General features: G+C 67.4%; 18 protein-coding genes and 1 tRNA gene. 14 read left to right on the forward strand and 5 right to left on the reverse strand.

Annotated elements, in window-relative coordinates; genetic code table 11:
* The first annotated feature begins 10 nt into the window (after positions 1-10).
* The gene (xerD, locus tag EL338_RS10565; RefSeq protein WP_126333716.1) at positions 11-958 is read left to right on the forward strand and encodes a site-specific tyrosine recombinase XerD; all 948 of its coding nucleotides are present in this window, start codon (positions 11-13) and stop codon (positions 956-958) included.
* A gap of 6 nt (positions 959-964) precedes the next feature.
* Here xerD and EL338_RS10570 read toward each other — a convergent pair whose 3' ends face one another.
* A complete protein-coding gene (locus EL338_RS10570; RefSeq protein ID WP_126333717.1) occupies positions 965-1,717 on the reverse strand; it encodes an O-methyltransferase in 753 nt (250 codons plus the stop codon).
* Between the two features lie 438 nt (positions 1,718-2,155).
* Here EL338_RS10570 and EL338_RS10575 point away from each other — a divergent pair, with 438 nt between their 5' ends.
* The 10 genes from EL338_RS10575 to EL338_RS10620 all read left to right on the forward strand — a co-directional run bounded on the left by EL338_RS10575 (position 2,156) and on the right by EL338_RS10620 (position 11,431).
* A complete protein-coding gene (locus tag EL338_RS10575; RefSeq protein ID WP_179967265.1) occupies positions 2,156-3,862 on the forward strand; it encodes a thiamine pyrophosphate-binding protein in 1,707 nt (568 codons plus the stop codon).
* Between the two features lie 122 nt (positions 3,863-3,984).
* Positions 3,985-4,848 (forward strand): ParA family protein, encoded by an 864-nt coding sequence (locus EL338_RS10580; RefSeq protein WP_126333719.1) that lies wholly within the window; start codon positions 3,985-3,987, stop codon positions 4,846-4,848.
* Positions 4,845-5,684, forward strand: coding sequence for a segregation/condensation protein A (locus EL338_RS10585; RefSeq protein WP_126333720.1), 840 nt, complete (start codon positions 4,845-4,847; stop codon positions 5,682-5,684). The genes EL338_RS10580 and EL338_RS10585 overlap by 4 nt, the downstream gene beginning before the upstream one ends.
* Entirely contained in the window at positions 5,681-6,355 is a 675-nt protein-coding gene (scpB, locus tag EL338_RS10590) for an SMC-Scp complex subunit ScpB (RefSeq protein ID WP_126333721.1), read from the forward strand. The genes EL338_RS10585 and scpB overlap by 4 nt, the downstream gene beginning before the upstream one ends.
* 1 nt (position 6,356) lies before the next feature.
* Positions 6,357-7,106: a pseudouridine synthase gene (locus EL338_RS10595; protein WP_126333722.1), complete on the forward strand. Its 750-nt coding sequence runs from the start codon at positions 6,357-6,359 to the stop codon at positions 7,104-7,106.
* A complete protein-coding gene (gene cmk, locus EL338_RS10600; RefSeq protein ID WP_163792117.1) occupies positions 7,103-7,789 on the forward strand; it encodes a (d)CMP kinase in 687 nt (228 codons plus the stop codon). Before EL338_RS10595 ends, cmk begins: the two co-directional genes overlap by 4 nt.
* Positions 7,786-9,189: a ribosome biogenesis GTPase Der gene (gene der / locus EL338_RS10605; RefSeq protein WP_126333723.1), complete on the forward strand. Its 1,404-nt coding sequence runs from the start codon at positions 7,786-7,788 to the stop codon at positions 9,187-9,189. Before cmk ends, der begins: the two co-directional genes overlap by 4 nt.
* A gap of 87 nt (positions 9,190-9,276) precedes the next feature.
* Positions 9,277-10,044: a sulfite exporter TauE/SafE family protein gene (locus EL338_RS10610; RefSeq protein ID WP_179967266.1), complete on the forward strand. Its 768-nt coding sequence runs from the start codon at positions 9,277-9,279 to the stop codon at positions 10,042-10,044.
* Between the two features lie 231 nt (positions 10,045-10,275).
* The gene (locus tag EL338_RS10615) at positions 10,276-11,271 is read left to right on the forward strand and encodes a sulfite exporter TauE/SafE family protein (protein WP_126333725.1); all 996 of its coding nucleotides are present in this window, start codon (positions 10,276-10,278) and stop codon (positions 11,269-11,271) included.
* Between the two features lie 83 nt (positions 11,272-11,354).
* Positions 11,355-11,431 (forward strand) — tRNA-Pro (locus EL338_RS10620).
* 109 nt (positions 11,432-11,540) lie between these two features.
* Here the strand turns inward: EL338_RS10620 and EL338_RS26470 are convergent.
* The 4 genes from EL338_RS26470 to mobF form a co-directional block, all read right to left on the reverse strand.
* Positions 11,541-12,941: a tyrosine-type recombinase/integrase gene (locus EL338_RS26470; RefSeq protein ID WP_235666431.1), complete on the reverse strand. Its 1,401-nt coding sequence runs from the start codon at positions 12,939-12,941 to the stop codon at positions 11,541-11,543.
* A gap of 116 nt (positions 12,942-13,057) precedes the next feature.
* A complete protein-coding gene (locus EL338_RS26475; protein WP_234411628.1) occupies positions 13,058-13,144 on the reverse strand; it encodes a hypothetical protein in 87 nt (28 codons plus the stop codon).
* A gap of 421 nt (positions 13,145-13,565) precedes the next feature.
* Positions 13,566-13,883 carry a hypothetical protein gene (locus EL338_RS10635; protein ID WP_126333726.1) on the reverse strand — a complete coding sequence of 106 codons (318 nt, stop codon included), beginning with the start codon at positions 13,881-13,883 and terminating at the stop codon, positions 13,566-13,568.
* A 224-nt stretch (positions 13,884-14,107) separates the two neighbouring features.
* A complete protein-coding gene (gene mobF, locus EL338_RS10640) occupies positions 14,108-19,924 on the reverse strand; it encodes a MobF family relaxase (RefSeq protein ID WP_126336793.1) in 5,817 nt (1,938 codons plus the stop codon).
* Positions 19,925-20,239: 315 nt separating this feature from the next.
* Between mobF and EL338_RS26480 the strand changes: the two genes are divergently transcribed.
* The 3 genes from EL338_RS26480 (at position 20,240) to fgd (ending at position 23,449) form a co-directional block, all read left to right on the forward strand.
* Complete coding sequence (locus EL338_RS26480) at positions 20,240-20,893, forward strand: hypothetical protein (protein ID WP_235666432.1); 654 nt, start codon at positions 20,240-20,242, stop codon at positions 20,891-20,893.
* Between the two features lie 574 nt (positions 20,894-21,467).
* Positions 21,468-22,220 carry a 3-hydroxyacyl-CoA dehydrogenase gene (locus tag EL338_RS10650; RefSeq protein WP_126333727.1) on the forward strand — a complete coding sequence of 251 codons (753 nt, stop codon included), beginning with the start codon at positions 21,468-21,470 and terminating at the stop codon, positions 22,218-22,220.
* 218 nt (positions 22,221-22,438) lie between these two features.
* Entirely contained in the window at positions 22,439-23,449 is a 1,011-nt protein-coding gene (fgd, locus tag EL338_RS10655) for a glucose-6-phosphate dehydrogenase (coenzyme-F420) (RefSeq protein WP_126333728.1), read from the forward strand.
* The last annotated feature ends 59 nt before the right edge of the window (positions 23,450-23,508 follow it).

Genomic DNA, 23,508 nt, shown 5'->3' on the forward strand with positions numbered 1-23,508 from the left:
GGCCGGTTCGGTGACGACCTTCCAATCCGCGCTCGACGGTCAACTGCAGGGGTACCTGGACCACCTGACCATCGAGCGCGGCGTGGCGGCGAACACCCTGAGTTCCTACCGCCGCGACCTGCGGCGCTATCACCAGCATCTGGTGTCCCGCGGCATCGCGGACCTGGCCGCGGTCACCGAGACCGACGTCAGCGATTTCCTGGTCGCCCTGCGCCGCGGCGATCCCGACAACGGGGTGCCGGCGCTGTCGGCGGTATCGGCCACACGGGCGTTGATCGCCGTGCGGGGACTGCACCGATTCGCCACCGCGGAGGGCGTCACCGACGTGGATGTCGCGCGGGCCGTCAAACCCCCGACCCCGGCCCGGCGGCTACCCAAGGCGTTGACCCTCGACGAGGTGCTGGCCCTGCTCGAGGGCGCCGGCGGGGACAGTGAGTCCGACGGACCGCTGACGCTGCGCAACCGGGCCCTGCTGGAACTGCTCTACTCGACGGGCGCCCGGATCTCCGAGGCGGTGGGCCTGGATCTCGACGATGTGGACACCCAGGCGCGTGCGGTGCTGCTGCGCGGCAAGGGCGGCAAGCAGCGCCTGGTCCCGGTGGGCCGCCCGGCCGTCGCCGCGCTGGACGCCTACCTGGTGCGCGGGCGTCCGGACCTGGCCCGCCGCGGTCGCGGCACCCCGGGGATCTTCCTGAACGCGCGCGGCGGTCGGCTGTCCCGGCAGAGCGCCTGGCAGGTGTTGCAGGACAGCGCGGAGCGGGCCGGCATCACCAGCGCGGTGTCCCCGCACACGCTGCGGCACTCGTTCGCCACCCACCTGCTCGACGGCGGCGCCGACGTGCGCGTCGTGCAGGAACTGCTGGGCCACGCCTCGGTCACCACGACGCAGATCTACACCATGGTCACCGTCCACGCGTTGCGCGAGGTGTGGGCCGGCGCGCATCCGCGCGCGCAGTAGCAGTCCTCAGCCGAGGAACTCGGACTCCAGCACCAGGTCCCGCAGCACGTTCTGGTACTCGGCGTGCGTCGAATGCTCCACCGTGCGCCACCGCCGACCCTGCTGCTCGCGCATGTGGGCGCGATAGGCCGGGGCGCCGGGAATCTTCACGTTGTCGGCCACGACGATCGAGCCGGGATGCAGCCAGCCGCGCTCGAGGATGCTCTGCAGGTCCGGCAGGTAGGCGTTCTTGTCGTGGTCGATGAAGAGCAGATCGAGCGCACCGGGCCCGAATCCCGGTGCGGCGTCCAGCGCGTCGAGAGTGGCGCCGCCGTCGCCGATGATGCCGACCACGCAGGTGACCCGGTCGGCGACGCCGGCGTGCTCCCAGATCCGCCGGGCCTGGCCGGCGTTGTCGGCCGACAGTTCGACCGAGTACACCCGCGCTCGCGGTGCGGCGCAGGCGATTCGCAGCGCGCCGTATCCGCAGTAGGTGCCCAACTCCAGCGCCAGGGTGGGGTCGGCCCGGCGCACCGCGGCGTCGAGCAGCGCGCCCTTCTCCTCGCCGATGTTGATCAGATACGCCTTGGTGTAGGCGAAGTCGTCGATGGTGGCCAGCACGTGCTCGGGGTCGTTGCGCCGCGCGTTGGCCACGACGTAGTCGGCGGCGGCGGCCTCGCGGCCGTCGCCGACCTGACCCGTCTTCGGGATGTTGCGCACGCCCATCGCCAGGCGCCAGAACGACCACCGCAGGAAGGGCAGTTGGCGTTGCCATCTCATCGCGCACGACGATATCGGCCGCCGGTGCCGCCGGGAAGGGGGTCGACGTCGCAGCAACGTCGAGAAATGCGGCCGGGGAGGGCGGCACTGCGGAAGCCGGTAGCGTTGCCGGCACCGCCGTCGTTGACGCGGGCGCAAAATCGAGTGGTCGCACGGGATTTGCCGCCGGGGACGCAGCGGGTCGGGCCCGTACGCGGCGGGACACCCAATCTGCGGCCGTCGCGGACGCTCGGAGGTATAAAACGCGTAGGTAGAGGCCCCGATGAGGAAGACCATGGCACCCGTCATCGTTGAATGTGCAAGCACCGCGAGAGCGGGCCGCAAATACGCCGACGTTCGCCCCGTCGCGGTTGTAGTGTTTGGCAGGCAAGGGGGGGCCGAGCGGCTGGGGGGTCGCTGGGGTGCGGTGCTGGGCCCTCTGTGAGGGGGCAGTCGATGATGCCAGCAATTGTCCGCGTCGCCGACCACATCCTGGCTCACCTGGCGGCAGGTGGCGTCACCCATGTGTTCGGCGTGGACGGCGAGAACATCGAGGACCTGTTCGACGCCGCGCATTTCAGTCGCGACATCACCGCGGTCCTGGCCAAACACGAATTCGCCGCTGCGGCAATGGCCGACGGCTACTGCCGCGGCGGCGCCGGACTGGGCGTGGTGCTGGCGGCCTCCGGTGGCGCGGCGCTCAACGTCATTCCGGGGCTGGGGGAATCGCTGAGCAGCCGAACACCGGTGCTCGCGTTGATCGGACAGCCGCCCAGCACGCTCGACGGGCTCGGGGCGGCCGGGGACACCAGCGGATGCAACGGATCGTTGAACGCCGAAGCGTTGTTCGGGGCGGTCTCGGTGTTCTGTGAACGCGTCACCACCGCCGACGACATCCGGTCAGCGCTGCCGCGGGCGATCATCGCCGCCTGCGCCGGGGGACCGGCAGTACTGTTGCTGCCCAAAGATATTCAGCAAGCCGAACTCGATCTTTGTCGTCCGCCCCGCGACCGCGTGCACACCTGCGCCCGTCGTCGTCAGATCGGGGATCCGCACCCGTTGACGCGGGCGCTGCGCGCCGCCCGCGGGACGGTGACCATCATCGCCGGGGAGCAGGTCGCGCGCGACGGCGCCCGGGCCGAACTGGAGAAGCTGTGCGCGCTGCTGGGTGCGCGTCTGGCCTGCGTGCCCGGCGCCAAGGACGTCACGGGTGCCCTCGGTATCACCGGGGCGATGGGGCACCCGGCGACCGTCGACGCGGTGCAGGACAGTGCGGTGTGCCTGCTGGTGGGCACCCGGCTGCCGTTGACCGCGCGCGCCGGTCTGGACACCGCGCTGCGCGGCACACGGACCTACTCGATCGGGTCGGCCCCGCCCTATCTGCCGTGCACCCACGTGCACACCGACGATCTGCAGAGGTCGTTGGCCGAACTGAGCCGCAAGCTGACCGGACGCGGCCGCCCCCTCGGCCTGCGGACGCCGGAACCGGTACCGCCCACCGAGTTGGCGACACCGCGGGTCGAGGCCGCCGGGGTGCGCTACCGGCCGGCGATGAAAGCGCTGGACGCGGCCCTGCCCGCCGATGTCAACGTCGTGGTGGACGCCGGCAACACCGGCGCCGCGGCGTTGCACTACCTGCCCGCCCGGCGTGGCGGCCGGTTCTTGGTGGCGGTGGGCATGGGCGGGATGGGGTACAGCTTCGGCGCCGGGATCGGCGTGGCGATCGGACGTCGGCAACGCACCGTCGTCATCGCCGGCGACGGCTCGTTCTACATGCACGGCATGGAGTTGCACACCGCGATCGAGCATCAACTGCCGGTGACGTTCGTGTTGTTCAACAACAACGCGCATGCGATGTCGGCCACCCGCGAGCGGCTCTACTACGGGGATCGCTACAGCTACAACAGGTTCCGCCCCAGTCACCTGGGTGCCGGACTGTCCGCGATGTTCCCCGAGTTGTGGTCGACCGACGTCACCGACATGGCCGCGCTGATTGCGGCCCTGGCCGAGGCGTTGGCGACCCCCGGGCCGTCGGTGATCAGCATCGAGTGCTCGGCCGACGAAATTCCGCCCTTCGCACCGTTTCTCGACGCCGTCGCAGCCCCCGCCGAAGACCCGCGCGACGTGCCGGATGCCGACTACCTGGCGGTGCCCGCCAGCGCCTGAGGCAGGCACCGGGACGCGACCTCGCCGACGCGTTGCCCGCGGGTCTCCCTTCGCAGGCCGATCTGCACGTTAGACTTCCCTGCAATGTCCGCCACACGACCGATCGACCGGGGTGAGGACGCGTGACCGACGACGCAGACCGCGCCGGCGAACTCGGTCTCACGGGCCGACCCCCGCGAGCGATCCCGACGCCGCAGCCGGTGACCTCACACGGCCCGGCCAAGGTCATCGCAATGTGCAACCAGAAGGGCGGCGTCGGCAAGACCACCTCCACCATCAACCTGGGCGCCGCGCTCGCCGAGTGCGGCCGCCGCGTGCTGCTGGTCGACCTCGACCCGCAGGGCGCGCTGTCCGCCGGGTTGGGTGTGCCGCACTACGAGCTCGAGAACACGGTGCACAACCTGCTCATCGAGCCCCGGGTGTCGATCGAAGACGTGCTGATCAAGACCCGGGTCAGCGGCATGGACCTGGTGCCCAGCAACATCGACCTGTCGGCGGCGGAAATTCAGCTGGTCAACGAGGTCGGCCGGGAACAGTCCCTGGCCCGTGCCCTGCACCCGGTGCTGGACCGCTACGACTACGTGCTGGTCGACTGCCAGCCGTCGCTGGGCTTGCTGACCGTGAACGGGCTGGCCTGCGCCGACGGCGTGATCATCCCCACCGAGTGCGAATACTTCTCGCTGCGCGGGTTGGCGCTGCTGACCGACACCGTGGACAAGGTCCGCGACCGGCTCAACCCGCGCCTGTCGATCAGCGGCATCCTGATCACCCGGTATGACAGCCGCACCGTCAACGCCCGCGAGGTGATGGCGCGCGTCGTGGAACGCTTCGGGGACCTGGTGTTCGACACCGTGATCACCCGGACCGTCCGGTTCCCGGAAACCAGCGTGGCCGGCGAACCGATCACCACCTGGGCGCCGAAGTCCTCCGGCGCCGAAGCGTACCGAGCGTTGGCCGCCGAGGTCATCCACCGGTTCGGCACGTGACGACCACCCAGACATCCGACGGAGCCGACCAGGCCGAGCAGCCCGCGACCGGATTTCAGGTCCGACTGGACAATTTCGAGGGCCCGTTCGACCTGCTGCTGCAGCTGATCTTCGCGCACCGGCTCGACGTCACCGAGGTGGCGTTGCACCAGGTCACCGACGAGTTCATCGCCTACACCAAGGAGATCGGCTCCCAGCTGGGACTCGAGGAGACCACGACGTTCCTGGTGGTGGCCGCGACCTTGCTGGACCTGAAGGCCGCCCGGCTGTTGCCCGCCGGTCAGGTCGACGACGAGGACGACCTGGCGCTGCTCGAGGTCCGCGACCTGCTGTTCGCCCGGCTGCTGCAATATCGCGCGTTCAAGCACGTCGCGCTGATGTTCGCCGAGCTCGAGGCCGCGGCCCTGCGCAGCTACCCGCGGGCGGTGGCGCTCGAGGATCAGTTCGCCGAGCTGCTGCCCGAGGTGATGATCGGGGTCGACGCCCGGACGTTCGCCGAGATCGCCGCCAGTGCGCTGACCCCGCGGCCGGTCCCCACCGTCGGCACCGACCATCTGCACCACCCGAAGGTGTCGGTGCCCGAGCAAGCCCAGCATCTGCTGCGGATGCTCGAGGAGCGCGGAGCCGGGCAGTGGGCGTCGTTCACCGAGCTGGTCGCCGACTGCGAGATCCCGATCGAGATCGTCGGACGCTTCCTGGCGCTGCTCGAGCTGTACCGATCCCGGGCGGTAGCATTCGAGCAGTTAGAACCCCTTGGTGTGCTCCAGGTTGCGTGGACCGGAGACCGTCTCACGGACCAACAAATGCGCGATGAGCTGGTGGAAGATCAAGAATGACTGAACCGGATGCCCTGGAACCAGAGGCGTCTGCCCCCGACCTGGACGACGACGAACTGACGCGGGTGCTCGAGGCGCTGCTGCTGGTGGTCGACACCCCGATCAGCGCCGAGGCGCTCGGCTCCGCGACCGGACAATCCGTCGAGCGGATCGAGACCCTGCTGCCGCAGCTGGCCCAGGGGTTCACCGACCGGGACAGCGGCATCGACCTGCGTGAGGCCGGCGGCGGCTGGCGGATGTACACCCGCGCGCGCTTCGCGCCCTACGTCGAACGCCTGCTGCTCGACGGGTCACGGACCAAGCTCACCCGCGCGGCCCTCGAGACCCTCGCCGTGGTCGCCTACCGGCAGCCCGTGACCCGCGCGCGGGTCAGCGCCGTGCGCGGCGTCAACGTCGACGCGGTGATGCGCACCCTGCTGGCCCGCGGGTTGATCACCGAGGCCGGCGCAGATCCCGACAGCGGCGCGGCCAGCTTCGCGACCACCGAACTGTTCCTGGAGCGGCTGGGTTTGACCTCGCTGGCCGACCTGCCCGACATCGCGCCGCTGCTGCCCGACGTCGATGTGATCGACGACCTTTCGGAAACCTTGGACAGCGAACCGCGGTTCATGAAGCTCAACGCCGGTGGGGCGACGGAAGAACCACCCGCGCTCGACATGGATGAGGACTGAGATGTCGCAAGACTCCACCGAGGGCGTGCGACTGCAGAAAGTGTTGTCGCAGGCCGGAATTGCATCCCGACGGGTGGCCGAGCGGATGATCCGCGACGGCCGCGTCGAGGTTGACGGCCGCATCGTCACCGAGTTGGGCACCCGGGTGGACCCCGACAACTCGGTGATCCGCGTGGACGGTGCGCGCGTGCTGGTCGACGACGATCTGGTGTATCTGGCGCTGAACAAGCCCGTCGGCATGCACTCGACGATGTCCGACGACCGGGGCCGGCCCTGCATCGGCGATCTGATCGAGCACCGAGTCCGCGGTAACAAGAAGCTCTTCCACGTCGGGCGCCTGGACGCCGAGACCGAGGGGCTGATCCTGCTCACCAACGACGGGGACTTGGCGCATCGGTTGATGCACCCGTCCTTCGAGGTGCCCAAGACGTATCTGGCGACGGTCACCGGGCAGGTCCCCAAGGGGCTGGGCAAGAAGCTGCGCGCCGGGGTCGAACTCGACGACGGCCCGGTCCAAGTGGACCACTTCGCGATGGTCGACACCATCCCGGGCCGGTCCATGGTCAGCGTCACGCTGCACGAAGGGCGCAAGCACATCGTCCGGCGCCTGATGGCCGCCGTCGGCTACCCGGTGGAAGCGTTGGTGCGCACCGACATCGGCGCGGTGTCGCTGGGGGAGCAGCGGCCCGGCAGCATTCGCGCGCTGAACCGCAAGGAGATCAGCGAACTGTACAAGGCGGTGGGTCTGTGAGCGCATCCCGCGGCGTGGTCGTCGCCATCGACGGACCTGCCGGAACTGGAAAATCCACCGTCTCAAGGGGTTTGGCCACCGAGCTGGGCGCGCGCTACCTGGACACCGGGGCGATGTATCGCCTGGTGACCCTGGCGGTCCTGCGGGCCGGCGCCGACCCCGCCGATCCGGCGGCCGTCGCCGCCGTCGACACCCCCATCACCGTCGGCGACGACCCGAACGACTCTCGCGCCTATCTCGCCGGCGAGGACGTCTCGGCCGAGATCCGCGGCGACGCGGTCACCCGCGCGGTGTCGGCGGTCTCGGCGGTCCCCGCGGTGCGCGAGCGCCTGGTCGCGATGCAACGCGCGCTGGCGCATCGACCCGGTGGTGTCGTGGTCGAGGGCCGTGACATCGGCACCGTGGTGCTGCCCGACGCCGACCTGAAGATCTTCCTGACGGCCTCGGCCGAGATCCGGGCCCGGCGCCGCAACGACCAGAACGTCACCGGCGGGCTCGGCGACGACTACGAGGGCGTGCTGGCCGATGTGCGCCGGCGCGACGATCTGGACTCCACCCGCGCGACCTCACCCCTGCGCGCCGCCGAGGATGCCGTGGTGGTCGACACCGGCGAGATGACCCAGGCCGAAGTGATCGCCCATCTGCGTGGGCTGGCCGAGCGATGCAGTGAGGCGGTGCGATGACCTCCGAGGACGGTACCTGGTCCGACGAAAGCGACTGGGAGATCGACGGTTCCGAGTACGCCGAGGAGCTCGAGGAATTCACCGCACCCCCGCCGGTGATCGCGGTGGTGGGCCGGCCGAACGTCGGCAAGTCCACCCTGGTGAACCGGATCCTGGGGCGCCGCGAAGCCGTCGTGCAGGACCTGCCCGGCGTGACCCGCGACCGGGTGTCCTACGACGCGCTGTGGGCCGGGCGCCGGATCGTCGTGCAGGACACCGGCGGTTGGGAACCCGACGCGAAGGGTTTGCAGCAACTGGTCGCCGAGCAGGCGACGGTGGCGATGCAGACCGCCGACGCGATCATCCTGGTGGTCGACGCCGTCGTCGGCGCGACTTCCGGCGACGAGGCCGCCGCGCGCAACCTGCGCCGCTCCGGCAAGCCGGTGTTCCTGGCCGCCAACAAGGTGGACGGCGAGAAGCAGGAACCCGAGGCCGCGGCGCTGTGGTCGCTGGGGCTGGGGGAGCCGCACCCGATCAGCGCCATGCACGGCCGCGGGGTCGCCGATCTGCTCGACGCCGTCGTCGAGAAGCTGCCCGCCGTCTCGGAGGTCGGCCCCAAGACCGGCGGACCGCGGCGGGTGGCGCTGGTGGGCAAGCCCAACGTCGGCAAGAGTTCGCTGCTGAACCGGCTGGCCGGCGGACAGCGCTCGGTGGTCCACGACGTCGCCGGCACCACCGTCGACCCCGTCGACTCGATGATCGAATTGGGCGGCAAGACATGGCGTTTCGTGGACACCGCCGGATTGCGCCGCAAGGTCGGGCAGGCCAGCGGTCACGAGTTCTACGCCTCGGTGCGCACGCACGGCGCCATCGACGCCGCCGAGGTGGTGATCGTCCTGATCGACGCGTCGGTGCCGATCAGCGAACAGGACCAGCGGGTGCTGTCGATGGTGATCGAGGCCGGCCGGGCCCTGGTGTTGGCGTTCAACAAGTGGGACCTGGTCGACGAGGACCGGCGTTACCTGTTGGACAAGGAGATCGACCGCGAACTGGCCCAGCTGCAGTGGGCGCCGCGGGTCAACATCTCCGCGATGACCGGCCGGGCGGTGCAGAAACTGGTGCCCGCATTGGAGACGTCGCTGGAGTCCTGGGACACCCGGGTGTCGACCGGTCGGCTCAACACGTTCTTCAAGGAGATCGTCGCGGCCAACCCGCCGCCGGTGCGCGGCGGCAAACAGCCCCGCATCCTGTTCGCCACCCAGGCCACCGCGCGGCCGCCGACCTTCGTGCTGTTCACCACCGGATTCCTGGAGGCGGGCTATCGCCGGTTCCTGGAACGCCGCCTGCGCGAGACGTTCGGCTTCGAGGGCAGCCCGATCCGGATCAACGTGCGGGTGCGGGAGAAGCGCGCCCGCAAGTAGGTGATTTCGGCGTGATTTCCCACGGTCAGCATGGGAGATCACGCCAAACCCGTGCCGGGTAGGGTCTGCCCGGTGTCGGTGACCCACATGATCCTGATTGCCCTGGCCGGAGTCGGTGCCGGTGCGATCAATGCGCTCGTGGGATCCGGCACGCTGATCACGTTTCCCACCTTGGTGACGCTCGGTTTCCCGCCGGTCACGGCGACGATGTCCAACGCCGTCGGCCTGGTCGCCGGCGGGGTGTCGGGAACCTGGGCGTATCGGCGCGAACTGGGCGGGCAGAAGCGCTGGCTGCGCTGGCAGGTCCCGGCGTCGCTGATCGGGGCGGGCATCGGGGCGTTCTTGCTGCTGCACCTGCCCGAGACGGTGTTCGCCACGGTGGTCCCGATCCTGCTGGTGTTCGCCCTGGTGCTGGTGGTCATCGGACCGCGGATCCAGGCGTGGGCCCGGGCCCGGGCGGAGGCCGCCGGGCGCGACATCGACGTCATCTCCGCGGGGCGGATGGCCGCGCTGGTCGCCGGGACCTTCGCCGTCGGCGTCTATGGCGGCTACTTCACCGCGGCCCAAGGCATCCTGCTGATCGCGGTGATGGGGGCGTTGCTGCCCGAGGACATCCAGCGCATGAACGCCGCCAAAAACCTGCTGTCGCTGCTGGTCAACATCGTTGCCGCGGTGGCCTACACGGTGGTCGCGTTCGACCGGATCAGCTGGGCCGCGGCGGGGTTGATCGCAGTCGGTTCGTTGGTGGGCGGCTACCTCGGCGGGCACTACGGCCGACGGCTGTCGCCGACCGCCCTGCGCGCCGTGATCGTCGTGGTGGGACTCATCGGGCTGTACCGGCTGGTGACCCTGTAAGGTGTCGTGCAGGTTTCGGTTACTGGTTGCGGTTACTGAGGAAGGGACTCCGATGGCTGTTCGGTTGCTTCACGCACCGTCGCCGTCCGACGTCTCCGCCCTGGAGCCCTTCTGGCCGTCGCGTCGCCTGATGGCGTTCGACGAATGGTGTTGTCCGCGTTAACGACGCGCAGCCCTTCGTCCCTGTGGTCATTCTGCGGTGACCCGTTCATGTGAAAGTAGCCGGACCCGATGCGTTCGCTCATACTTTTTGCCCTCGTCGGCCTCGGCGCGCAGCTCGTCGACGGCGCACTGGGCATGGCCTTCGGTGTCACGGCCTCCACGCTGCTGGTCCTCAGCGGGGTAGGGGCCGCGCAGGCCAGCGCCGCGGTGCATCTGGCCGAGGTCGGCACGACATTCGCCTCGGGCCTGTCGCACTGGAAGTTCAAGAACATCGACTGGTCGATCGTCGCCAAGCTCGGTGTGCCCGGTGCCGTCGGCGCCTTCCTCGGGGCGACGGTGCTGGCGTCGCTGTCCACCGAGGACGCGGCGCCGCTGATGGCCGGGATCCTGGTGTGCATCGGCGCCTACGTGTTGGTGCGGTTCTCGCTGGGCCGCCCGCCCGGGCTGCGCAGCACCCACACGCCGCACAAGACGAAGTTCCTGGCCCCGCTGGGCCTGTTCGGTGGGTTCATCGACGCCTCCGGCGGTGGCGGCTGGGGGCCGGTGACCACGAGCACGCTGCTGTCGCAGGGCAAGACCGCGCCGCGGACCGTGATCGGGTCGGTGAGCGCCTCGGAGTTCCTGGTCGCGGTGTCGGCGTCGGTGGGCTTCGTGATCGGCCTGCGCGAGGAGTTCCTCAACAACCTGCCGATCGTGGCGGGCCTGGCGATCGGCGGCGTCATCGCCGCACCGCTAGCGGCGTGGCTGGTGACCAAGGTGAGCCCGGCGCTGCTGGGCACTGCCGTCGGTGGCGTCATCGTGTTGACCAACAGCCAGAAGCTGCTGAAGTACTTCGACATCACCGGCGCGTGGTCGGTGGCCGTCTACGTGACCATCCTGGTGGCCTGGGTGAGCCTGCTGGTCTACGCCTGGCGCGCCTCGCGGGCCCCGCAGTTCGTCCCCGAGGAACTCGAGACCGCCGAGCTGGACGCCGAACTCGACGCCGAGGTGGACGTCGAAGCGCCGGTGGAGATCGAGGAGTTGGCGCAGCCGGCCGAGCAGGTGGTGGGCGAGACCCGTCGATAGACGGCACGCCGCCGGACCGGATTGGGGCTGCAGAGGCCTCTGCGGTAGGCTTTTGTCTCGCTGCCGGAGTTCACTTCGGCACACGGGCTGTGGCGCAGCTTGGTAGCGCACTTGACTGGGGGTCAAGTGGTCGCAGGTTCAAATCCTGTCAGCCCGACCAAGAAAACCCGCTCTGACCTCGGTCGGAGCGGGTTTCGTCATTTCGGCGGGCCCTAAGAATTTGCCCAGTGTCCCAACAGTGTCCCAAGCGGATCTCAGTGGGCCGAGAGTCAGCCGAAGAGTGCGGCGCCGGCGGCGCGCAGATCCTCGCGCTGAGCGTCGGAGTAGATGGACAGAGATACCGCGGGGTCGTGCCCGTGCCACGCGGCAACGACGTGGACTGGCAAACCACCGGCCAACATCAGACTGACGCTGGTGTTGCGGAGACCCTTGAGGTGAAGACGGCGCAGGCCGGCGCGGGCACGCAGTCGCTGGAACTCATCGGAGTACCACTCATGGCGGATCGGGGTGCCGTCGGCCCGGACAGCGATCAGACGGTCATTGGACCACGCGTTACCCGCGTTGTGAGTTTCTTCCTGCTGCCGTGCCTTGAGTTCTTCCAGAGCTGCCGCCAGTTCCGGAGGTAGCGGTAGCTCGCGAAGGCTGCGTCGGGACTTGGGCATGCCCTCGACGGCGTCATTGCCGACCAGGACACGGCTCCGACGAATGGCCAACGTGTCGCCCTCCAGCGCTGACCATCGGATGCCGAGCACCTCGGACCGGCGCAGGCCATAGCAGCTCAGCAGCCAGCAGGAATAGAGCCGCTCGTCGCGCACTGATTTGCGGAACGCATCGACTTCGGCGAGTGTCCACGACTTGGCCGTCGCAGGCTTGTCGTCGACGAGCGGGTCGGCTGGCCGCTCGACCAGCGCGATGACATTTCGGCTGAGTGTGCCCTGGTCGACGAAGGACTGGATGACCATGCCGAAGGTGGTCAACGTCGAGCGGACAGTGATGGGTTTGACTCCGCCGGCGCTCGCTGTTTCGGCCCTGGGGTCCGGCGGTGCGTAGACACCTCGGCGAAGTCGTGCGACGCGGTTGGCTCGCTTCAGACCGGACAAGCATGTGTGCACGTCCTCATTGGGGAAGGCGGCGGCGAGATCGGCGATGGAGATGCCTTCAGGATGTGCCGCGACGAGCTCGAAGACTCGTCCGGCAAGGCTCTCGGGGTTGTGGCCCCTTCTGGATCGCCGACCGCTGGTCAGCATGTAGTCCACGAGTGCATCGCCGTCGGCTTTGGTGAGCTGCTGGAGCTTCCTGCCTCCGAGGAAACGCTTAACGACGGCGAGGTCGTGCTTGTAGCCCTGGAGTGTGACGCTGCGGATTCCGCGGCGCCCCGCCAGCCATTCATCACATGCCTCGGCCACGGTGAGCGTCGACTTTCGTGCGTAGACACCGATCGTGACTTCAGTTGTGATGCGACGGTATTCGCGCTTCGCTTCGGTCAGCGTGCGGTAGGTGAACCGACGTCTGTCTCGGCTACCGTCCGGCTTGCTGCCAACGTCGGCGCGGAACTCATAGCTGATCGAGCCATCCTTGGACGTCCGTTTGGTGATCGGCTCAGCTCGACGGGCACGTTTCGACCTGTCGTGCTTCGACTGACCCGGCGAAGCGTTGGGGATTGAATTCACGAGACCGATCCTGCGGGAGTGAAGGCAGTGGACCACGCGTGTCTACTGCGGCGCTGGGAAGCCTCGCCTCAACAGAAGCTGCGCGGATACCGCGCAGCGACGAGGATCTCACTCGATTATGCCGCAATGATCTGACGAAGTTCGGCGGTTACGACGTAGACACGTCCGCCGAGTCGCTTTGACGGAAGTTCGCCTGTGGACACGAGCCGGTATGCCGACGCGCGACTGATACCCAGCAGTACCGCTGCGCGCGGTACCGGAAGGAGTAACGGCAGGCCATCTAAAGAACTGTTACTCAACGCTATTCACCTCCTCAAAAGCCGGAGAGGCGACGTTGCCTCAGGGCCAGTGCTTGGGCTTCGCGCGTCTTTCTCAAGATTCGTTCGGCTTGATTGACGGTATGCGCAATCGTGACGTGCTGTCCACCGCGGTAGGTGTATCCGCCGCGAAATAGTGTCGCAATAGCGAATTTTCGCCGAGTGTCCGCAAACGAAGGAGACAAATGAAGAAAATTTCGCAATGGAACCACTGCAGATTTCGATCCGGCTCCGAATGAGCCGCGTCATCCAATAATGAAGTCGACGAATCAAGAGCGATGCTTATGGGGCGTCTGAAATTTCTCGCTCAGTCGTCGACTCCGAAATCAATGAGTTCGTACAATTCGCTTCGCAAAACTGCGCGCAGCGCCTCCGTTCGTGCGGAGCTGAACAATTGGCGCTGAGTTTCCAAATCCGGCGGCATGCCGTGCTGCCGAGTCCATTGGTAGACCCGTTCGTCGCCAATGGTGCCCGCCCGTGCGCGAACCATCCAAGTAATCTTCTCAGCTTCAGCATTGAGGAAAGCTGTACGGCGCGACTGAGTCCAATCGTCAGGAAGGCCTAGCTCGGAGCTGTAGACCGCCTGAACCGTGCTCAGGACTTCCGGATCAAGAGCCAGCGGCATTGCCTCGGTGTCACACGCTCGTACTCGTGATGTCCGACGCCGCAGTGCGAGAGCATGTTGCCGGGTCATGATCGTCCCCCGCGACACAGGGCCTCGTGGCGGTAGCCGTCGTGAGTCGAACGATGGAGAAAGGCTGAGCGTGCCATTCCTTCACAGTACGCCGAAATATGTTGGACAGCAGCGAATTCTGCCTATGAGCGCGTCACGACGAAGAGTCGCAGATGCTAGTCGTCGATGCTGGCGCCGAGATCTTGCTCTCGGTCGTGACGGGGGGTGTTCCAGGAGAGGGTGAGTTGTAGTCGGTGTGCGGAGCGGATGGCGCGAAGGGTGGTGTCGTAGTCGTTGAGTAGGTGTCGCCAATCATTGCCGAGTCGGGTGCGGTCGTGGCCGGCGGCGAGGGTGATGGCTGGCGTGGGCACGGTTGGTCGTCGGTGATGGGTGTGTCCGAGCTGCGTGGCCCAAGGCAGGGTCGTGGCCAGGAGGCGCAATGCGCTTGAGGCCGGCCCAGGGACGCTGGTGCTGGGGTCGAGGATGATGGCGCGGGCGTTGTTCGCGGTGACGCACCGAAGGACGTCGGCGAGATGACCCGGGTCTGTGTCCGCTGGGTTGTCGATGATGACGATGGGGTGGGGCCCCAGGACGTGAAGCTCTTCGGCGAGGCTGTCGATATCGTTGTCGAATCGGAAAGTGCTATTGGCAGCATCGAGCCGAGAGTCCTGGTCTGCGATATTTTCGTTGGTGCTGAGCCACAGCACTTTTCGATCATAGGTGTTGGCTGCCGTGTGCAGGGCGCGAAGAGCTGCGGCGGTGTCGGGATGGGTGCTGTCGGCGTGCACGTAGCCGACCCGGTATGGCTGAGCGGCCAGTGTTTTGAGTCGCGCGGCGATGATGGGGTCGATCGCATCGAGTGCAGAATCGGTGATGGCGAGCGGTGCGTGGTCGATATCGACGTGGCGCGCGGCGCGCAGGACGTCGAGTTCTATCTCTGCGGGTTCGCGTAGTGCCTCCAGGGTGGTCTCGGCGGCACTGTGCGCTGATGCGAAGGCCAGTGCGATGTCGCGCTCGGCGCGTTTGATCTGTGTGATCAGGGTGTCGCAGCGCACGTGTAACGCTGTTCGGGTCGTGCGGTCGTCGTTTCTGGCGGTATTGCGGAGTGCGTCGATGTCGCGTTCGCTGGCAATCGGTTCGCCGCCGGCTGCGTGCGCCCGCGCGGCGCGTGCCTGCTCGAGCAAAGGTTGAAACTGCGCGGCGGGGTCGGTGTCGGGCAGGAATTCGTTGTGGAACACGAGATCGGCTTGGGCTGAGGCGATATCAAGTTCGTCGGCGTCTGGGTCGGCGCGCAGCGATAGCAGTCGATTCTGGGCATGTTTGACCATCAGCAGGGCATCGTTGAACGCGGCGTCGGCCTCTGACCACTGCGCGACGATGTCAGTCACGGCATGACGGTACGGTCGGTCGGCGTCGACCTGGCGGCGCATCCGGATGAGTTCGTCGGCGGCGGCACGCATGGCGGGCCCGTTGTCGGCCTTGACCTGATCGTCGAGGATGTCCAATTGGTGACTGGCGGTGCGGTACTGATCTTGCAGCGAGCGCAGGAGCTCGATGGTGACCAGCGGTTGCCGTGGGGGTGCGGTGGTAGTGAGGTCTTCGAATCGAAGCCCGTCGATCGGGCCGGTGCCATATTCATAGGTGTGCCCGACATCGGCGGGAAGGACCTGATGCACGAGGTAGGACGCCGAGTCGTGGGGCAGCGCAGGGTCGGGGTGGGCAGGGTCGGGCGGGAAGAGTGCTTCTTCCTCGAACGGGTCGGCTGGTACGTCAGCGGGTAGGGGTAGTTCGTCGGCGCCGGGGTGTGCTGCGAGGCGGTGGGTGAAGGCGTCGACGGTGTAGGTGATGAGCCGGGCGTAGTCGGCGACCGGAATCGGTTCGTCATCGTCGGCGAGGTGTTCGGCGGCCAGCTGTAGCAGGTCGCGCGGGGTCCAGGTGGTTGGGTCGGCGGCGCTGATGGCGGCGACCAGGCCGGGCCAGGCGGGGTCGGCGCAGATGGTCTCGGCGATGGCGGTGCCGAAGATGTCGTCGAGGTCGCGCAACCATGTGGGGCGTAGCCGGGAGTGGGTGGTGGCCAGCGTGGTGGTGGGGGAGAGTGCGCCGATGATGCGCCACCACAGTGCGGCGGCGGGTTGCTCATCGGGCAGCGGCTTGAGGTGCGCCGCGTCGATGAGGATGTCGCGGAAATGAGGGGTGCTGCGCGCGGCCTGAGCAAGTTTCGTGGCCAACTGGGGCCAGTAGGCGTCTGCGCGCAGTCGTGGGTCGAGGTGGTCGATGAGGTCGTTCCAGCGGGTGGTGTCGGCGCTGTGTCGGCTGATGCCGGCGGCGGCGTGGCGTTGCAGCAGTGTCTGGACGGCGCGGGTGCGGACGGGGCGTTTCGGCGCACCGGTGAGGCGGGTGTCGGAGTCAGGCACACCTGTGGCGCAACGGAAGACGGCGATCTCGGCGGTCAGCGCGGTGTTGACGGTGATGAGGTGTCGTGCCCAGGCGGGGGCGGTGGCGGGGGTCCAGTCGCGGGCACGGGCGCGGATCTCGTCAGCCAGATCCTGGACGAGGGTTTCGCGTCGGGCCAGGTAGTCGCCCCAGTGCGGATCGCGGGTAAGAGTGTCGGGGATAGCGGGCAGCCAACGTAAGACGCCGACCCCGACGCAATGGGCGCCCGCGGGGTCGATGCGGTAGTCCAGGACGGCGGCGGGGTCCGCGGCGTTGTGGATGTCGCCTTTGGCGAGGGCGTCGGTGAGCAGGTGGCGGGGGTCGGCGCCGTCCACCGCGTGGATGGCGAGGTGGCGGCGCAGCACCGGCCACGCTTCTCGGGTGCTGAGGTCGGGCACGACGGTGTCGGCGAGGGTGTCGAGGTGGTCGCGGGTGCGGGGTCCGAGGTGGTGTTCGGCGGCGGCGCCGAGGGCATCGTAGAACATGTCGGCGGCAGCCTGTAGCCGGGCGGCCGGGTCGGCGGCTTGCCGGGCAGCAGTGGCCGCCGACACCTGCGCGCCGTCGCGTGCCAGCACGCGGGTGAGGACGTCGACGGCGGTGTCGGGATGGGTGGCTTTCGGGGACAGCAGGCGGTGGGGATCGGCTTCGGCGGTGGACAGGTAGAGGTGGTTTTCGTCGGTGCCGCGGGTCATGGCGACGTAGAGGTGTTGGCGGGTCAGTTGATCTGAGCCGACGATGTGGCAGGTGCCGGTGGTGGTGCGGCTTCCGGAGGTCAGCCCTTGTGCGGAGTCGATGGTCGCGGCGTACCCGAGGGTGACGTGTTCGGCGAGGTAGTCGGCGGGCAGGGTGACCTGGCGACCGCTGCGCACATGGCGGGCGACGACGGCGCCGTCGGGACGGACGTCGGTGATGGTGTAGCGGTAGCCGTTGCGGACGTAATCGTCGCGGCCAATGAGGATTCGGCGGTTGTTGCGGCGGGTGCGGATGGTGTCGCCGACGCTGGCGTGCAGCCCGTCGGACAGGACGACCGCGGGCTGGTGTTCTGCGTCGGGGGTGGTGGCGATGCGGTCGGCGCGGGCGCGGGCATTGAGGGTGGTGATGATGTCGTTGGTGGGGGCGAGCAGGATGGAATCGGCGCCGGCGGCCAGATCATCGCGCCACGCCCGGTAGGCCATGTCGGCGGCGGTGTCCTCGGCGCCGACATGGATGCGGTGGTGGTCGATGTAGAAGGCGATCCCGGCCGGGGCGGCGTCGTGCAGCGCCAGCCCGGCAGCGGCCTCAGCCGCAGACTTGAAGCGCACGACTTCGGTCAAGGTGAGCGCATCGGTGGCCTCGGCGATATCACGCAACACACCACCGGCCGAGATCGACGAAAGTTGTCCGTCATCGCCAATGAGGCGCACGCTCGCGCCTTTCGACAGTGCATCGCTGATGAGGCGGTCGAGGCCGGCGGTGGAGGCCTTGCCGGCTTCGTCGACGATGATCAACGTGTCGGGTCCGACGCGGCGAAACCACCGGGGCTGCGCGGCGGCGGGCCGGTCGATGGTGTGCACGTATTTGTCGATGGTGTCGGTACGGGAGTTGAGGTCTTCGTCGAGGACGATCGCGGCGTCGGCGGTCGGGGCCAAACCCAGCAGGTGCCCGCCGGAGCTGCGCCACGCATGGGCCAGGGCAGCCATGGCGGTGGTCTTGCCGGTGCCTGCCGGTGCGAGCGCGAGCGCCACCCGCCGCCCGCATGTGGCCATCTCGGCGACGAGTGCGACCTGACCGGGGTTGAGCGTGCGGCCCCGTAGCTCGGCATCGGCGCGGGCGAACTCGACATCCAGGTCGGTGGCGCAGCGGCCGTCGACACGTGCGACAGCGGTCAGGATGCGGCGTTCGGCGGCCAGGATCTCGCGGCTGGTGAACATCTGCGTCCCGTACCGGGTGTAGAAACTGGCGCCATCCCGGCGACGCAAGGCGACAGGCTCACCCAACTCGCCGTCACCGACGACAGCGTGCGGCACCGAGAACGACTCCGACAGTGCGGTATCAGTGATGCGATCGACGAGTGCAACATCGTGCGCCACGTTGTGGTGGCGCACCACGCGCAGGGCCTCGGCGCGGACATGGTGACGTTGCCACGTCGCGCGGGTTTGGGACACGGTGGCAATGATTTTGCCGGCACGCGCCGACACCCACCGATCATCGGTCACCGGACGCCGATCGAGTTGGTGGGCGTGATCAAGAGTGTCGGCCAGCATCCGCTGCACGCCGTCGCGGCCGAGGACCTCCACGGCCTGGTCCCGCCAGGTCGCGCGCTGCTGGGCCAGCGAGCGCGGCTCGTGCTTGACTTCGCGCGTTTCCAACGTTGCCTGCTGGGCGAGGGCGATGATCTCGACATGTGTCGGTTCGCGACCATGATCGGTCTGAAACTGCGTGGCGAGTTCAGCGGTGCGGCCCTCGATCATGGCGCGTCGGCTCGACCACCGCGACAGCAATTCCTCCGAGATTCCGACGATTTCGCGGACGGGTCGTTTCCCGTTGCCATGGGACTTTTCGGTGAAGGACACACCCAAACTGGCGGACAGGTGCGCTTCCAGACGAGTGTTGTACATCTCGGAGGCGGCGACCACGCTGCGGTGCAGCGGTTGGCCGTCGAGGGCGACCCAGCGGCGCACACCGTTGGCGTCGACGTGGCAGACCTTGTTCGAGACGGCGATGTGGGTGTGTAGGTCGGGGTCCCCGGCGCGGGAATCGCGATGGGTGAACGCCGCGGCGATCAGTCCTTCGGTGTCGACCTGAGCGACACCGTTGGTGCCCAGGCGGGTGAATGCCGCATGGTCCTGCAACCAGTCGAGAACATCGGCAACAGCGGCGTCATGGGCGGCTTCGATTTTCTCCGCGACGGCGAGTGGGGCGATAGCCCACAGTGCGGAAACGGATTTCACGGGGGAGAAGGTCAGGTCGTACCCGGCGACGGCGGTCGTACGGGCCCGGGTGTTGCGGGCGATGAAGCCCGAGAGTTCGCGATCATCGGCAGGTGGGCGGGCGTACTGCTCGCCGAACATGTCGACGGCGATATCGGTGCGGAGACGAGCGCGGACCTCTGGGTCGATGGTGGTGTTCCAGTGCGCTCCGGCGGCAGCGTTGTGCTCGCGGTAGGCGATCGCGAGCCGTCGCGCGAACTCGGGTTCACCGTCGCGGATGTAGAACTTCCGCCCGAGCTGGCTAGCAGTACGCTGGGCACCGACGCCGTGGCCGGCGACGAACCGTTCGATGCGTTCGGCGTTGGGATGCAGGCCTTCTCCGAACAGGGCGCGCATCTGTGCTTCGCCGACATCCGAACCCGCCTCGACCGACCAAGTATCCCGGCGTGATCGAGGATTGATGTCTGGTCCGGCGGTCTCAGTCAAGGCGGCCAATCCGCGTCCCAGCCAGCGGCCCGGTGCTTCGCCTTTCGCCGAGTAGTAGTCGGCCAACGTCGAGCGGCCGCGCTGAGTATCGTCGGCCGCGGCGACTTGGCGCACCAGGTACAGGTATCCGTCCCCGGCGGTCAGCTTGTGCAGCGTCATCACCATGACGCGTACCTGGATGCCACCATGTCCGGGACGAAACCCCGTTGGTGAAAAATTTTCCACCACCAAACCGGCAGTTCTCAAACAACTCTCAGAAAGCACCCCTGAATGCAAGAGGTGTGTGGTCTGCCGGGGTGGTGACGGTCGACGGTCGCCACGGCAGGGGTTGGGTGCGGTGCCGGCGGTGAACGGCGCGGGCTGTGGGAATTGGGGAGGGTGAGTGGCGGCGGGTGCACGCCGTGAGGCGAAAAATCTTGAGAGGCGAATGTGGCTGTGGTGGTGGCCCGGTCGCCCTGCGGCCTTCTACGCTCGGCACCCATGACAGCAACATCCAAAGTTGAAGCCCGGCGCCGAGCACGCGAAGCGACCCGACGCGCCAACGAGCAACGCGCCGCGCACGATAAGGCGAACATCGATGACGCCGCGGACTTTCTCGTCGCGATCGGCAAGCTCGCCGAAGTCGAAACGTGGAAGAAAGAGCGCCTGGCCCAGCTGCGCGCACAGGTCGACGCAGAAGCAGCGAGACGGATGGACGTCCATAGCGGCCAGGCCGGCGCGGCGGTCGCACGTATGCAGGGCCGTGGTGAGACGCTGACGTCCATCGCCGCACGGACCGACGTCGGAATCGGGATCGTCCGCGCCATGTCACGGCATGCTCCGAAATTCGAGAAGCCGACTGCCGGGAATGGTTCGCATGCAGCCGTTCTGGAGGCCGTGTCCGACCCTACAGCCCAGGGGTCGACCCCCAGGCCGGCCAGCCGCCGGCGGACGCAGCATCGGCGTGAGAGCCCAGGGCGGGCCGCGGGAGCCGCCCTGAATGACTGCTGGCGAATAGGTTCGACGGCTACGAGAATCGCGGGACAGTTAGTTGTCGATCAGCGTGTGCAGGCTGCCGAGGATCGCCGCAGCGACAGGTCCCCATCAGCACGTCGCGCCCGGCTCGAAGGCAACACCGTGGAGCACACGGCGTAGATGCGCAGCGGCGACGACTGATATACGTTGCGAGGCGGCGACGTTGTGGCATACGTCGCGGTCGATTTGTGGCGTGAAGGTCGCGACGCCGTCCCACTGAAGACCGTGTTGGCGCGTACCTCTGTGACGGGGTACCACTGGACCAGATCGACGATGTTACCCATACTCCCGAACGCCGCCGAGGTCATCTCAACTCAGCACCGTGCAGCGTCGGGGAACTTTGTGTGGGCTGCACCAATCTTGGTAGCGGTTTTCAGATCGGCGAGATCAGTGAATGTTGATCGCCGGGCCAGATGCCTGTGTCATGTGCCGGTCGATTCGGTGCAACAATACGTCCGATTCTGTCCTTTCGCAGAGACGATCTGGAGCGGAATCATCTGACAGTGGCCGGCGTAGCGCATGCAAGGCGCGCCACTCCCGCAGCGGACTAGGTGCAGACGAATGTGAGGTCCGCGCGCCATGTGCGTCTGCGCTTTGGCTCGATGGCGCAGCGCAAGTAGGTATGCAAATCCTTTCGGCGCATTACAACGCGCCTAGGTGCCAGAACAGATTCACGTCCAAAGGAAGAGATCACATGGACCTCAAAGACGCCGTAGCCGTCGTCACCGGCGGCACGTCGGGGCTCGGGCTAGCCACTGTCAGGCGGCTTATCGGCGCCGGAGCGCGGGTCGTTGCCCTGGACCTCAAGGGCGCCGACGCGATAGCTCCGCTCGGTGACCGCGCGACGTTCGTCGAAACCGACGTCACGGACCCGGATTCGGTTTCTGCAGCGCTGGACGCTGCCGAAAAGTTCGGAGCAGTCCGCGTCGCCGTGAACTGCGCGGGTGTGGTTAACACGGTCAAGACGCTCGGCAAAGACGGGCCGTTCCCGCTGTCGAGCTTTCGGAAAGTGATCGAAGTCAATTTGATCGGCACATTCAACGTGATTCGACTGGCTGCGGAACGCATCGTCCGAACTGAGCCGATCAACGGCGAACGTGGTGTCATCATCAACACCGCATCGGTGGCCGCCTACGAAGGGCAGGTCGGGCAAGCGGCATATTCTGCGTCAAAAGCGGGTGTAGTCGGAATGACTCTTCCGATAGCCCGGGATCTGTCCAGGGAATTGGTGCGGGTTGTCACCATCGCGCCGGGTCTGTTCATGACGCCGATGCTGGCATCGCTGCCGGAGGAGGCTCAGAAGTCGCTCGGTAAGCAGGTGCCGCACCCAGCCCGACTGGGCGACCCAGACGAGTACGGTGCCCTAGCTGTTCACATCGTTGAGAACCCCATGTTGAACGGCGAAGTAATCCGACTCGACGGTGCCATTCGTATGGCTCCTCGGTAACAGCCCGTCGGACCCAACCCGTCTGCTGGTGCGATACATCAGAGACGGAGCGAACCTCTTCGCGCCGGATCGATACCCTGACGGTGCGGCCGCGACGTTCTTGCCTGACCGCAAGCAGGAACCAAGGTTCTGTCGCCGCGCAATTTCGTTGTCGCGGAGGAAGCGGCAGACTATCCACCACAGGGGCTGATTCCGACGCTCCAAGGAGTTGCAGAGCAATGGCTGAACTGAAACTGGGTTACAAGGCGTCGGCGGAGCAGTTCGCGCCGCGTGAGCTCGTCGAACTGGGTGTCGCTGCCGAAGAACACGGCATGGACAGCGCCACCGTTTCCGATCACTTCCAGCCGTGGCGGCACGAGGGCGGACACGCCCCGTGGTCGCTGGCCTGGATGACTGCGGTCGGCGAGCGCACCAAGCGGCTGCAGCTGGGCACCTCGGTGCTGACCCCGACTTTCCGCTACAACCCGGCCGTCATCGCCCAGGCGTTCGCCACCATGGGGTGTCTGTACCCGAACCGGATCTTCCTCGGGGTGGGCACCGGTGAGGCACTCAACGAGATCGCCACCGGCTACGAGGGTGAATGGCCCGAGTTCAAGGAGCGCTACGCCCGGCTGCGCGAGTCGGTGCGGTTGATGCGTGAGCTGTGGCTGGGTGACCGGGTGGACTTCGAGGGTGAGTACTACAAGACCAAGGGCGCCTCGATCTACGACGTGCCCGAGGGCGGTATCCCGATTTACATCGCCGCCGGCGGGCCGCAGGTGGCCAAGTACGCCGGCCGGGCCGGGGACGGGTTCATCTGCACCTCCGGCAAGGGCGAGGAGCTCTACAAGGACAAGCTGATCCCGGCCATGCGCGAGGGCGCCGAGGCCGCCGGCAAGAATCCCGATGACGTCGACCGGATGATCGAGATCAAGATCTCCTACGACACCGATCCGCAAGCCGCGTTGGAGAACACCCGGTTCTGGGCGCCGCTGTCGCTGAGCGCCGAGCAGAAGCACTCCATCGATGATCCGATCGAGATGGAGAAGGCCGCCGATGCGCTGCCCATCGAGCAGGTGGCCAAGCGGTGGATCGTCGCCTCGGATCCCGACGAGGCCGTGGCCAAGGTCAAGGATTACGTGGACTGGGGACTCAACCACCTGGTGTTCCACGCACCCGGGCACGATCAGCGTCGCTTCCTGGAGCTGTTTCAGCGGGATCTAGAACCACGCTTGCGCAAACTGGGCTGACACCGGCACTAGTCGGCGGCGGTTCTTGCGACGTAACCGCTGAACTTATTGCGCAGGGC

This window comes from Mycolicibacterium chitae (genome assembly GCF_900637205.1).
Lineage (GTDB): Bacteria > Actinomycetota > Actinomycetes > Mycobacteriales > Mycobacteriaceae > Mycobacterium > Mycobacterium chitae.